At 74.3% G+C, this 12,292-nt stretch carries 11 protein-coding genes; 6 read left to right on the forward strand and 5 right to left on the reverse strand.

The window, feature by feature from the left end:
• The first annotated feature begins 482 nt into the window (after nucleotides 1-482).
• The 3 genes from ACFYUZ_RS02070 (at nucleotide 483) to ACFYUZ_RS02080 (ending at nucleotide 5,433) form a co-directional block, all read left to right on the forward strand.
• Nucleotides 483-2,654, forward strand: a complete 2,172-nt coding sequence (locus ACFYUZ_RS02070) for an acyl-CoA dehydrogenase (RefSeq protein ID WP_389306252.1) — start codon at nucleotides 483-485, stop codon at nucleotides 2,652-2,654.
• Nucleotides 2,655-2,667: 13 nt separating this feature from the next.
• Complete coding sequence (locus ACFYUZ_RS02075) at nucleotides 2,668-3,861, forward strand: lipid-transfer protein (protein WP_389305433.1); 1,194 nt, start codon at nucleotides 2,668-2,670, stop codon at nucleotides 3,859-3,861.
• 129 nt (nucleotides 3,862-3,990) lie between these two features.
• Nucleotides 3,991-5,433, forward strand: a complete 1,443-nt coding sequence (locus ACFYUZ_RS02080) for an MFS transporter (RefSeq protein WP_389305435.1) — start codon at nucleotides 3,991-3,993, stop codon at nucleotides 5,431-5,433.
• Nucleotides 5,434-5,488: 55 nt separating this feature from the next.
• Here the strand turns inward: ACFYUZ_RS02080 and ACFYUZ_RS02085 are convergent, their stop codons facing one another.
• Genes ACFYUZ_RS02085 through ACFYUZ_RS02100 form a run of 4 tightly spaced genes read right to left on the reverse strand, consistent with a single transcriptional unit; the run spans nucleotide 5,489 to nucleotide 8,888 of the window.
• A complete protein-coding gene (locus tag ACFYUZ_RS02085; RefSeq protein WP_389305437.1) occupies nucleotides 5,489-6,094 on the reverse strand; it encodes a response regulator in 606 nt (201 codons plus the stop codon).
• On the reverse strand, nucleotides 6,091-7,251 hold the full coding sequence (locus ACFYUZ_RS02090) for a sensor histidine kinase (protein ID WP_389305439.1): 1,161 nt from the start codon (nucleotides 7,249-7,251) through the stop codon (nucleotides 6,091-6,093). The genes ACFYUZ_RS02085 and ACFYUZ_RS02090 overlap by 4 nt, the downstream gene beginning before the upstream one ends.
• 9 nt (nucleotides 7,252-7,260) lie before the next feature.
• Nucleotides 7,261-7,983 carry an ABC transporter permease gene (locus tag ACFYUZ_RS02095; protein ID WP_389305441.1) on the reverse strand — a complete coding sequence of 241 codons (723 nt, stop codon included), beginning with the start codon at nucleotides 7,981-7,983 and terminating at the stop codon, nucleotides 7,261-7,263.
• Nucleotides 7,980-8,888: an ABC transporter ATP-binding protein gene (locus ACFYUZ_RS02100; protein WP_389305443.1), complete on the reverse strand. Its 909-nt coding sequence runs from the start codon at nucleotides 8,886-8,888 to the stop codon at nucleotides 7,980-7,982. Before ACFYUZ_RS02100 ends, ACFYUZ_RS02095 begins: the two co-directional genes overlap by 4 nt.
• A gap of 274 nt (nucleotides 8,889-9,162) precedes the next feature.
• Between ACFYUZ_RS02100 and ACFYUZ_RS02105 the strand changes: the two genes are divergently transcribed.
• Genes ACFYUZ_RS02105 through ACFYUZ_RS02115 form a run of 3 tightly spaced genes read left to right on the forward strand, consistent with a single transcriptional unit; the run spans nucleotide 9,163 to nucleotide 12,070 of the window.
• Entirely contained in the window at nucleotides 9,163-10,017 is an 855-nt protein-coding gene (locus ACFYUZ_RS02105) for a MaoC/PaaZ C-terminal domain-containing protein (protein WP_389305445.1), read from the forward strand.
• A 21-nt stretch (nucleotides 10,018-10,038) separates the two neighbouring features.
• The gene (locus ACFYUZ_RS02110) at nucleotides 10,039-11,115 is read left to right on the forward strand and encodes a Zn-dependent alcohol dehydrogenase (RefSeq protein WP_389305447.1); all 1,077 of its coding nucleotides are present in this window, start codon (nucleotides 10,039-10,041) and stop codon (nucleotides 11,113-11,115) included.
• A gap of 13 nt (nucleotides 11,116-11,128) precedes the next feature.
• The gene (locus ACFYUZ_RS02115) at nucleotides 11,129-12,070 is read left to right on the forward strand and encodes a 3-oxoacyl-ACP reductase (protein ID WP_389305448.1); all 942 of its coding nucleotides are present in this window, start codon (nucleotides 11,129-11,131) and stop codon (nucleotides 12,068-12,070) included.
• Nucleotides 12,071-12,139: 69 nt separating this feature from the next.
• Here the strand turns inward: ACFYUZ_RS02115 and ACFYUZ_RS02120 are convergent, their stop codons facing one another.
• Nucleotides 12,140-12,274: a hypothetical protein gene (locus tag ACFYUZ_RS02120; protein WP_263986620.1), complete on the reverse strand. Its 135-nt coding sequence runs from the start codon at nucleotides 12,272-12,274 to the stop codon at nucleotides 12,140-12,142.
• Between the last annotated feature and the right edge of the window lie 18 nt (nucleotides 12,275-12,292).

Raw genomic sequence — 12,292 nt, forward strand, 5'->3', positions numbered from 1 at the left:
GTCGTCGAGGTGTTCCGGGGATCGTGACAGGCGCCACTGACAATCCGCGTCCGGATCCCCCCTGGTGTCAGGGGCGGGGGCCTTCGAGGTCCTCGATCATGCGCTCCAGGACGCGGACGGCGGTCCCGTACCCCTCCGGTGAGATGCCCTCGACTGACCGGGCGCGGAACGCGGCCACCTCCGCGCCGACCTCCGCCGGCCGGCGGACGCCGCCGGGGGTCAGGGCGAGCCGTCCCGGGGCCGGGCGGGACCCCCAGCCGCCGGTGACGGTGGTGTCGATGGCGGCGGTCGGGGCGGGGGCGTCGGCGTCGGCCGAGAGGGCCGACGGGACCTCGCGAGATGGTTGCCGTGTGGCACATCCTCCGTGTCGCGCAGAAGTGCTCCACCCCGCTTTCCCCGCGTCACGCAGGTTGCTTCGAATCGAGTTTCTGACCTTCCGTCAGAATGAAACGTGTTCTAGTCTGCCGCGCATGGGCATCAGCATGGGCATCGCCATCACGCACGAACAGCGGGAGCTCGCCCGATCCGTCCGGGGCTGGCTCACCCGCGCCGTACCCCCCGAGGAGGTCCGCAAGCACCTGGACGTCCCCGACACCGCCACCGGACGGCCCTCGTACTGGGACGCCGCCGCCGGGCAGGGGCTCCTCGGGCCGCACCTCCCCGAGGAGTGCGGCGGCGGGGGCGGCGACCTCGGAGACCTCGCCGTCGTCGTGGAGGAGGCGGCGCGGGCCCTGCTGCCCGGGCCCTACCTGCCCTCCGTGCTCGCCGCCGAACTCCTCCACCGGTGCGGCCTGCGCGAAACGGCGGGCACGCTCGCGCGGGGGGAGCGGATCGGGGCCGTCGCCCTCGGCGGCACCGGCACCCTCACCGCCGTCCGCACCGCGAGCGGCTACCTCCTCGACGGCACCGCGCCCCCCGTCCTCGGCGGCGCCCAGGCCGACCTGGTGCTCCTCCGCGCCGCCACCTCCGACGGCTCCGTCTGGCTCGTCGCCGACACCGAGGGCCTCGCCGTCCGGCCCCACGAGAGCGCCGACCCGACCCGGCCCACCGCCGAGATCACCGCCCGAGCCGCCCACGTGCCCGACGCGCACGCCCTGGACCTCGACACCACCCTCGTCCACGACCTCGCCGCCGTCCTCTTCGCCGCCGACGCCTGCGGCACCGCCGCCCGCGCCGTCGAGACCGCCGCCGAACACGCCCGCACCCGCGAGCAGTTCGGCCGGCCCATCGGACGGTTCCAGGGCGTCAAACACCTCTGCGCCGACATGCTCGTCCGGCTCGAACAGGCCCGCGCCCTCACCTGGGACGCCGCCCGCGCCGCCCAGGACAGCCAGGAGGGAGTCCGCTCCCTCACCGCCGCGCTCGCCGCCGCCACCGCCCTCGACACCGCGTACACCTGCGCCAAGGACTGCATCCAGATCCTCGGCGGCACCGGCTTCACCTGGGAGCACGACGCCCATCTGCTGCTGCGCCGGGCCCTCGTCGCCCGCCAGCTCCTCGGCACCGGCGACCACCACCGGCTCGCCGCCCTCCGGCACGCCGCCGCCGGCGTCCGCCGCGGCCTCCGCCTCGACCTGCCGCCCGAGGCCGACGCGTACCGGCGCGCGGCCCGCGAAGCCGTCGCCCCCGCCATCGGGCTCGACCCGGCCGCCGCCCGGCGCGCCCTCGCCCCCACCGGCCACGCGGCCCCGCACCTCCCGGAGCCGTACGGGCTCGGCGCGGGCCCCCTCCAGCAGCTCGCCGTGCAGCGGGAGCTGGACGAGGCCGGGATCACCGTCGCCGGACTCGGCATCGCCACCTGGGTGGTGCCGTCCCTGCTCGCCCACGGCACCCCGGCCCAGCAGGCCGAGCACCTCGGCCCGACCCTGCGCGGCGAACGCCTCTGGTGCCAGCTCTTCTCCGAGCCCGGCGCCGGCTCCGACCTCGCCTCCCTCCGCACCCGCGCCGAGCGCACGGAGGACGGCCGCTGGCGGATCAACGGCCAGAAGGTGTGGACGAGCGCCGCCCAGTGGGCCCACCACGGCATCCTGCTCGCCCGCACCGACCCCACCGCCCCCAAGCACCAGGGGCTCACCTACTTCCTCGTCGACATGCGGAACACGCCCGGGATCGACGTCCGGCCGCTCAAGGAGATCACCGGGGACTCCCTCTTCAACGAGGTCTGGTTCGACGACGTCCTCCTCCCCGCCGACGCCGTCGTCGGCGAGGTGAACGACGGCTGGCGGGTCGCCCGCAACACCCTCGGCAACGAACGCGTCCACATGGCCGACCAGGTCGCCTTCGACACCGGCCTCGAAGCCGTCATCGCCCGGGCGGACCGGGTCGACAGCTCCGTGCGCGTACGGATCGGGGCCCTGCTCGCCGAGGCGCACGCGCTCGCGTGCATCGGTCTGCGCACCACCCTGCTCCAGGTGTCCGGGCTCGAACCCGGCGCGGGCGCCAGCGTCCGCAAACTCGTCCAGACGCTCCACCAGCAGAGGCTCGCCGAACTCACCCTCGAACTCCTCGGCCCCGAGGGGGCCGTGCGCGAGGGCCCCGGCGAGCGGGCCGTCCACGGACTGCTCATGTCCCGCTGTCTCACCATCGCGGGCGGCACCACCCAGGTACAGCTCAACGTCGTCGCCGAGCGCCTGCTCGGCCTGCCGAGGGACTGAGGGGGAGACACGGATGGGCAAGGCGTACGTCATCGGCGTCGGAATGACGAAGTTCGAGAAGCCGGAGACCCGGGACTGGCAGTACTGGGACATGGCCCGCGAGGCGGGCACCGCGGCCCTCGCCGACGCGGGCGTCCCCTATGCGCGCGTGGAACAGGCCGCCGTCGGCTACTGCTTCCAGCCCTCCACCGCCGGCCAGCGCGCCGTCTACGAACTCGGCCTCACCGGCATCCCCGTCTACAACCTCAACAACAACTGCGCCACCGGCTCCACCGCCCTCATGACCGCCCGGCAGTTCGTCGAGGGCGGCATCGCCGACTGCGTCCTCGCCCTCGGCTTCGAGAAGATGTCCCGCGGGTCCCTGGGGGGCGGGTCCGGCGCGGGTGACCTCAAGACGTCCCCCGTCGCCCGGCACTACGGCATCATGGCCGCCGCCCACGGCTTCGAGACGTCCCCGCCCACCGCCCAGATCTTCGGCAACGCCGCCCGGGAGCACATGGAGCGGTACGGGACGACCGAGGTGCAGCTCGCGGCCGTCGGCGCCAAGAACCACCGGCACTCGGCGAACAATCCCAACGCCCAGTTCCAGGAAGTCCACACGGTCGACGAGATCCTCGCCGCGAAGACCGTCCACCGGCCCCTCACCAGGCTCCAGTGCTCGCCCACCTCCGACGGCGCGGCCGCCGCCGTCGTCGTGTCGGAACGATTCGTCACCGAACACGGCCTCCAGGACCGGGCCGTGGAGATCGCCGGCCAGGCGATGACCACCGACACCGAGGCCTCCTTCGCCTCCGGCTCCTGCATCGACGCCGTCGGCCGCCCCATGTCCCGGGCCGCCGCCCGCCTCGCGTACGAGCGCTCGGGCCTCGGCATCGAGGACGTGGACGTCGTCGAACTCCACGACTGCTTCTCCGTCAACGAGCTGCTGACGTACGAGGCGCTCGGCATGTGCGAGGAGGGCGCCTCCGGCAAACTCGTCGAGTCCGGCGCCACCACCTACGGCGGGCGCTGGGTCGTGAACCCCTCCGGAGGCCTCATCTCCAAGGGCCACCCGCTCGGCGCCACCGGCCTCGCCCAGGCCGCCGAACTGGTCTGGCAGCTGCGCGGCGAGGCGGGAGCCCGGCAGGTGACGGGGGCGCGGGTCGGACTCGCCCACAACATCGGCCTGGGCGGGGCGGCGGTGGTGACGCTGCTGCGGAAGGCGTAGGGCGTAGGGGGAGGGGCGGGAGCGGAGGCGGGGGCGGGGCAGGGCCCACCAGCCCTGGGACCCGCGGCCCCGGCCCGCCCTACGAAGGACGTATGTACGGGGCGTAAGCAGTCTGCGACCATCACACTCATGTCGCAGACCGACTCCGCCACCCCGGCCACGTCCTCCGCCGCCCGACGCTCCTCCCGCCCCTGGGCGGTCGTCCTGACCGCCTGCGCGGGACAGTTCCTCGTCGTCCTCGACGTCTCCGTCGTGAACGTCGCACTGCCGTCGATGCGGGCCGACCTCGGACTCTCGGCGGCCGGCCTGCAGTGGGTGATCAGCGCGTACGCCATCGCCTTCGCGGGGTTCATGCTGCTCGGCGGGCGGGCCGCCGACCTCTACGGGCGCAAGGCGACGTTCCTGCTCGGGCTCGGGCTCTTCACCGCCGCCTCGGTCGCCGGCGGCCTCGCCCAGGAGGGCTGGCAGCTGGTCGCGGGCCGCGCGGTCCAGGGCCTCGGCGCGGCCCTCCTCTCTCCGGCCACGCTGACCCTGGTCACCGGCGCCGTCCCGGCCGGCTCCGCCAGGACCCGGGCCATCGCCACCTGGACGGCGGTGGGCGCGGCCGGCGGCGCGGCGGGCGGCTTCGTCGGCGGCCTCCTCGTCGACCTGCTCTCCTGGCGCTGGGTCCTCCTGGTCAACGTCCCCGTGGGCGTCGTCGTCCTGGCGGGCGCGGTGCTCCTGCTCCGCGAGAGCCGCACCGCCGGCGGCCGCCGCCTCGACCTGCCGGGCGCCGTCCTCGTCACCGCGGGCCTCGCGACCCTCGCGTACGGCATCGTCCAGACCGAGGCGGTCGGCTGGACCGACCCGGCGACCCTGCTCACGCTCCTCGGCGGCCTCGCGCTCCTCGCGGTCTTCGTGACCGTCGAGGCCCGCACGGCGGCCCCGCTGATGCCGCTGAAGCTCTTCCGGACGCGGGCGGTGTCGGCGGCCAACGTGGGGATCCTGCTGTGCGGTTCGAGCTCGTTCGGCATGTGGTTCTTCATGACGACGTACGCGCAGAGCGTCCTCGGCCACACCCCGCTCCAGGCCGGTCTGGCGCTCGTCCCCAGCTCCCTCAGCGTCATCCTGGGCTCGAAGCTGGCCCCGCGCCTGATGCCGGCCGTCGGCGCCCGGAACCTCGCGGTGACCGGCGCGCTCGTCGGAGCCGCCGGCTTCGCCTGGCAGTCGACGATGACCGCCGACGGCAGCTTCCTGACGACGATCCTCGGCCCCGGGATCCTGATGATGGGCGGCATCGGCCTGGCGACCACCCCGCTGGCCACCCTCGCCACGTCCAGCGCCGCCCCGGGTGACGCGGGCCTCGTCTCCGGCCTCGTCAACACCTCCCGCACGATGGGCGGCGCCCTCGGCATCGCGGCCCTGACCACGCTCGCGACCGCCGTCACGGGCCCGACCCCGACCGCCGCCGGCCTCACCGCCGGTTACGCCGCGGCCTTCCGCGCCTCGACGGCCGTCCTCGTCGGGGCGGCCCTGCTGATGCTGGTGTGGCTGCCGAAGCGGACTCCCGGGGCTCGGATCCGGCCCCGCTGACGCGCCGATCCCCAGGTCTCGGATCCGGCCCTGCCGACGCGCCGACCCCCAGGGCTCACAGCCACCCCTGCTGCCGCGCCGCCCGCACCGCCTCCATCCGGTTCCGCGTGCCCGTCTTGCCGATCGCGGAGGAGAGGTAGTTGCGGACGGTGGACTCCGAGAGGTGGAGGGTGGCGGCGATGTCCGCGATCGTCGCGCCGTCCACCGAGGCCGCCAGGGCGTCCCGCTCACGGGCCGTCAGCGGGTTCGGGCCCGCGCCGAGGGCCGCCGCCGCGAGGGCCGGGTCGATCACCGTCTCGCCCCGCAGCACCTGCCGGACCGCCTCCGCCAGGTCCTCCACGGGGCCGTCCTTCACGAGGAAGCCCGCCGCGCCCGCCTCCATCGCCCGGCGCAGGTAACCGGGGCGGCCGAAGGTGGTGAGGATCAGGACCTTGCACTCCGGGACCTCGTCCCGCAGGTCCGCCGCCGCGTCCAGGCCCGACCGTCCCGGGAGCTCGATGTCGAGCAGGGCCACGTCGGGGCGTGCCACGAGCGCCGCGTCGACGATCTCGTCCCCGCGTCCGACCTGCGCGACGACCTCGATGTCGTGCTCCATCCCGAGCAGCAGGGCCAGCGCCCCGCGCATCATGCCCTGGTCCTCGGCGAGCAGAAGTCTGATCATTCCGTGGGCTCCCCCTCGTGCGGTGCGGGGGTCTCCACGGGGAGCTCCGCGGTGACCCGGAACCCGCCTCTCGGAGCCGGCCCCGAGTCCAGGGTGCCGCCTGCCGCGGCGACCCGCTCGCGCAGGCCGCGCAGGCCGCTGCCGGGCGTGGTGCCGGAGGGGCCGCGGCCGTCGTCCGTGACGGTGAGGCGGACCCGGTCGGCGGAGCCGGTGAGGTCGATCTCGCAGCGGGACGCCCCGCTGTGCCGTACCGCGTTGGTCGCCGACTCCCGCACCACCCAGCTCAGCAGGGCCTCCGTCTGGGGCTCCAGGAGCGGGCCCGAGCGGCGTACGACCGGTTCGATGCCGGCCGAGGAGAGCGCGTCGCGCGCCCGGTCCAGCTCGGTGGCGAGGCTGCCCTCGCGGTAGCCGGTCACCGCCTCCCTGATCTCGGTGAGCGCCTGACGGCCCACGGACTCGATGTCCGCGACCTGTGCCAGGGCCGCGTCCAGGTCGTGCGGGGCGAGCCGCCGGACGACCTCGGACTTCACCACGATCACCGAGAGGGTGTGGCCGAGCAGGTCGTGCAGGTCGCGCGAGAACCGCAGCCGTTCCTTCTCGACGGCCGTCCTGGCCAGCTCCTCCCGGGTCGCCCGCAGCTGCCGGACCGTCTCGTCGAGCGCGAGGAGCGTCGCCGTCACCATCACCGAGATGAAGGTGCCGTACACGACGCCGATGGAGCCCCAGTCGTCCTTCCAGAGCGTCACCGCTCCGGTCGCGGCGACCAGCGGGAGCGCGATCAGGGGCAGTCGCCTGCCCCGCCGGACCACGGCGCCGACCGCGAGGCCCAGGAGCGGGAAGAGGAGCAGCCACTCCCGGCCGTAGCCGACGGCGAGGGCGAAGGTGAGCGCGCCGAGGGCGGCGAGGAGGATCCAGGTCAGCGGGGCCTCGCGGCGGCCGCGGTCGAAGGCCCGGAAGACGATCGCGATGTAGAGGGTGTTGAAGGCGAGCAGGCCGAGGCCGCCGATCCACGGGTTCGGTGCCTCCCCGCCGAGGAGGTGGGAGAGCGCGCCGAGACCCATGAGGAGCCAGGGGAGGAGGCTCGCCCCGGTCGGCCCCCGGTCCTCCCGCCGACACCGCCGTGTCGTCACGGTCCGCCCCCACGCGCTGTCGCTCATGCCCACTTCCTACACCGTCCTCGCCGAACGCCGGTACGAGACCGCCGCGTACGTCCCGAACAGCGCGGCCCAGGCGGCGATGACCGCGAGCGCCGCCGCGCCCGGGGCGTGGCCGCCGGAGACCGAGACGCCGAGCTCGGCGAAGCGGTTGGTCGGGGTGTATGCGGAGAGGGAGCGCAGCCAGTCGGGGAAGAGGGCGACCGGGAACCACAGGCCGCCGAGGACGGCGAGGCCCAGGTTGCAGGCGATGTTCGCGACGCCGGTCGTCTGGGCGGTGAGCCGGTAGCCGTTGCCGATGCCGAGGAGGGTGAAGGGGAGGGAGCCGAGCCAGAGGGTGAGGGCGACCGCGGCCCACTGCCAGGCAGCCAGGCGGACGCCGTTGGCGAGGCCGCCGGCGAGCAGGACCCCGACGATCGCCGGGAGCACGACCACCGAGCCGGTGAGGGCGCGGCCGGTGACGACCTGGCGCGGGCTCATCGGGGTGATCCGCAGTTGCCGCAGCCAGCCGGTCCCCTTGTCCTCGGCGACGCCCGTGCCGATCGACAGGGCGGCGCCGAGCGCTCCGTACGCCGCCATGCCGACCATGGAGGCGGTCTTCCACTCCTCCTCGTTCTGGCCGCCGAGGTTGGTGAAGAGGAGGTACATCATCACCGGGACGGCGATCGTGCCGATGGCGAAGCCGGTGTCGCGCAGGGTGCGGCGGACTTCGAGGCGTACGTACGCGGTGATCATCGGGTCGTCTCCAGGGGGCGGGCGTGCGCGGTGAGGGCGAGGAAGGCGTCGTTGAGGGACACGGGGGCGACTTCGAGACCCCGGATCGCGTTCCGTCCGGCGAGCGCGCGGACGGTCGCGTCGGAGTCGGCGCTGTGGAGCCGGGCGCGGTCGCCGCGGATCTCCACGGAGGTCACTCCGGGGAGCAGTTCCAGGCCCTCGCTGGGGCCGCCGGCCAGGTCGAAGGCGACGAGGCTGCCGCCGGCCGCGCGCTTGAGCTCCTCGCCGGTGCCCTCGGCGAGGACGCGGCCGGAGTCGATGACGACGATCCGGTCGGCGTGGGCGTCGGCCTCCTCCAGGTAGTGGGTGGAGAACAGGACGGTGTTGCCGCGCCGGGCGTAGCCGCGCATGGAGCCCCAGAAGACCTCGCGGGCCTCGACGTCGAGGGCGGCGGTGGGCTCGTCGAGGACGATCAGCTCGGGGTTGCCGGCGAGGGCGACGGCGAAGCGGACGCGCTGGACCTGGCCGCCGGAGAGGCGGTCGACGCGACGGTCGGCGAGCTCGGTGAGGCCGGCGAGCGCGAGGGCCTCGGCGACCGGCAGGGGCCTCGGATGGGTACGGGCGACGAAGGCGACGAGCTCGCGGACGGTGACGCGGGGGACCGGGCGGCCGTCCTGGAGCATGGCGCCGGTCCTTCCGGCGGCGACGGCGCGGGCCGGGGCGTCGCCGAAGAGCCGCACCTCGCCGCCGTCGGGCTCGTCGAGGCCGAGGAGCAGGCCGATGGTGGTGGACTTGCCCGCGCCGTTGCGGCCGAGCAGGGCGACGGTCTCGCCGCGCCGGATGGTGAGGTCGATGCCGTCCACGGCGCGGACCGGTCCGAAGGACCGGGTGACTCCGGTGAAGGCGACCGCTGTCTCGTTCTTCATGGGGACGACGCTACGAAGCGGGGACCCCCGCCCGGCAGGCGTGGATGTACGGACCTGGCCGTGACAAATGTCCCGGGTGCCTTTCCACGAAGGGTTTCTGACATGCCGTCAGGAGGGTTCACAACTCCCTCGGCCTCGGCTATACATGGGGTCCACCGACCTAGAACGCGTTCTAGAACGGGCGCGTACGGGACGGTCCCCGCACGGCCTCGGTGCGGCCGACGGTGCGGACGGCCGCGCCGAGGTCTTCCATGGAACGAGGAGCAGCAGCCCGATGCCCATCGACCCCGCCAAGGCCGTCGCCGCCGAACCCCGCAGCGCCGAGATCTCCTGGGACCACAAGGACGTCCAGCTCTACCACCTGGGTCTCGGAGCGGGCGTCCCCGCGACCGACCCCGACGAGCTCCGCTACACCCTGGAGTCCCGGCTCCACGTCCTGCCCAGCTTCGCCACCGTCGCGGGCGCCGGCATGGGCGTCGTCGGCGGGCTCTCCGCCCCCGGCATCGACATCGACCTCGCCGCCGTCCTGCACGGCGGCCAGTCGATCACCCTCCACCGCCCCCTCCCCACCGGCGGCCGGGCGGTCTCCACCTCCCGCGTCGCCGCCGTGTACGACAAGGGCAAGGCCGCCGTCCTCGTCCTGCGCTCCGAGGCCGCCGACGAGGACGGGCCGCTCTGGACCAGCGACGCCTCGATCTTCGTCCGCGGCGAGGGCGGCTGGGGCGGCGACCGGGGCCCCTCCGAGCGCCTCCCGCTCCCGGACCGCGCCCCCGACGCCGGCGTCGAGCGGCCGATCCGCGAGGAACAGGCCCTGCTCTACCGGCTCTCCGGGGACTGGAACCCGCTCCACGCCGACCCCGAGTTCGCCAAGCTCGCCGGTTTCGACCGGCCGATCCTGCACGGCCTCTGCTCGTACGGCATGACCCTCAAGGCGGTCGTGGACACGCTGCTCGGCGGAGACGTCACCCGGGTCCGCTCGTACCGCACGCGCTTCGCCGGGATCGTCTTCCCCGGCGAGACCCTGCGCATCCGGATGTGGGCCGGCGACGGCCGCGTCCAGGTGGCGGTGACGGCCGTGGAGCGCGACGACGCCCCGGTCCTCGCCGACACCCTCGTCGAACACTCCTGATCGCCCGATTGGAGCCGCACCATGCGCGCAGCCGTACTGCACGAGATCGGCCAGGAAAAACTCGAGGTCCTCGACGACGTCGAGGCGGTGGGCTTCGGCCCGGGCAAGGTGCGGATCCGGGTGAGGGCCACCGGCCTGTGCCACTCCGACGTCTCCGCGATGAGCGGCGTCCTCCCGCAGCCCGCCCCCTTCGTTCCCGGCCACGAGGGCGCCGGCGAGATCCTCGACGTCGGCGACGGCGTCACCGGGCTCGCCCAGGGGCAGCGGGTCCTGCTCTGCTGGCTGCCCGCCTGCGGCAGCTGTCCCGCCTGCAGGCGCGGCCAGACCCAGCTGTGCCTGGCCGGCTTCATGAACGCCGGCACGCCCAACTTCAAGCGCCCCGGCGGTGACGTCTTCGGCTTCGCCGGCACCGGCACCTTCACCGAGGAGGTCGTCGTCGACGCGGGCTGCGCCGTCCCGATCCCCGACGACGTGCCCTTCGACATCGCCGCCCTCATCGGCTGCGGCGTCACCACCGGCCTCGGCGCCGCCATCAACACCGCCGAGGTGGAGGCCGGTTCGTCGGTCGCCGTCATCGGCTGCGGCGGCGTCGGCATCTCCGCGATCCAGGGCGCCAAGCTCCAGGGCGCCGCCCAGATCGTCGCCGTCGACCCCGTCGAGTCGCGGCGCGAGGCCGCGCTGGGGTTCGGCGCCACCGAGGCGGTCGCCCCCGAGGCGCTCGCCGACGCCCGGCAGCGGATCACCGGCGGCGAGGGCTTCGACTACGTCTTCGAGGTCGTCGGCAAGTCCGCCACCGCCCGCACCGCGTACGAGACGACCCGGCGCGGCGGCACCCTCTGCGTCGTCGGCGCGGGCGCCCTCGACGACTTCCTCCAGCTCAACATGTTCGAGCTGTTCTTCGACGAGAAGCGGATCCTGCCCTCGATGTACGGGGGCGGGGACGTGCTCCGCTCGTACGAGCGCGCCATCGCGCTCTGGCGGGCCGGCCGCATCGACCTGGAGTCGCTGATCACCCACCGGGTGCCGCTGGCGGGCGTCAACGAGGCCCTGGAGCAGATGCGGACCGGCGCGGCCCTCCGCACCTGCATCGAGATCTGAGAGGACTCCGGTCATGTCACTGCCTCTTGAGGGGCTGAGCGCGATCGTCACCGGCGCCGGGCGCGGACTCGGCCGCGCCGAGGCCCTGGAACTGGCCCGGCTCGGCGCCGCCGTCGTCGTCAACGACTACGGGCAGCCCGGCCGCGACGGCTCGGGCGAGTCCTCCGCCGCGCCCGCCGAGGAGGTCGCGGCGGAGATCCGCGCGGCGGGCGGCCGGGCGGTCGCCCACCTCGGCGACGTCTCCGACTTCGAGACGGCACGGGGCCTGGTCGACCTGGCGGTGGCCGAGTTCGGGAAGCTGGACGTCCTGGTCAACAACGCGGGCATCCTGCGCGACCGGATGGTCTTCTCGATGAGCGAGGACGAGTGGGACTCGGTGATACGGGTCCACCTCAAGGGCCACTTCAACACCACCCACTTCGCGGCGGTCCACTGGCGCGGCCGCGCCAAGGCGGGCGAGGCCGGCGTCTACGGCCGCATCGTCAACACCTCCTCGGAGGCCTTCCTCGCGGGCTCGGCCGGCCAGCCCAACTACGCGGCGGCCAAGGGCGGCATCGTGGGCCTGACCACCTCGTCGGCGCTCGCGCTCGCCCGGTACGGCGTGACGGCCAACGCGATCTGCCCGCGGGCCAGGACGCGGATGACGGAGGACGTCTTCGCGGGCTTCGGGGAGCCGGGGGAGGGCGAGCTCGACCCGCTGTCCCCGGACCACGTGGCCCCGCTCGTCGGCTATCTGGCGTCCCCGGCGGCGGCCGGGGTCAACGGGCAGCTGCTCGTCGTGCACGGCGGGATGGTGGCGGTCGTGGACCGGCCGAAGGTCTCGGCCAAGTTCGACACGGCCAAGGAGGCGTTCACGTACGAGGAGCTGGACTCCCTCCTGACCCCGCACTACGCGTCCCGCCCGGCGGGCGAGACCTTCGCGGCGACGGAGGTGCTGGGTCTGAAGAAGGGCTGAGCCACGAGGGTGGCGGTGGGGAAGGGCGAAGGGCCCCGGGGTCACCCCCGGGGCCCTTCGCCTCCTCCGTCAGTGCGCGTGGGCGTCGCCCTCGCGGCGGTGCCGGCCGTGCGGCGAGGACGTGGAGTCCTCCGCCGGGGACGCCTGACCGCGGTGCTTTCCGGAGCCGTGCGACTCCGTACCCTGCGTGCTTGCTTCGGACATGCTGGAACTCACCCCGTA

This window comes from Streptomyces sp. NPDC004266 (genome assembly GCF_042874095.1).
Taxonomy (GTDB): domain Bacteria; phylum Actinomycetota; class Actinomycetes; order Streptomycetales; family Streptomycetaceae; genus Streptomyces.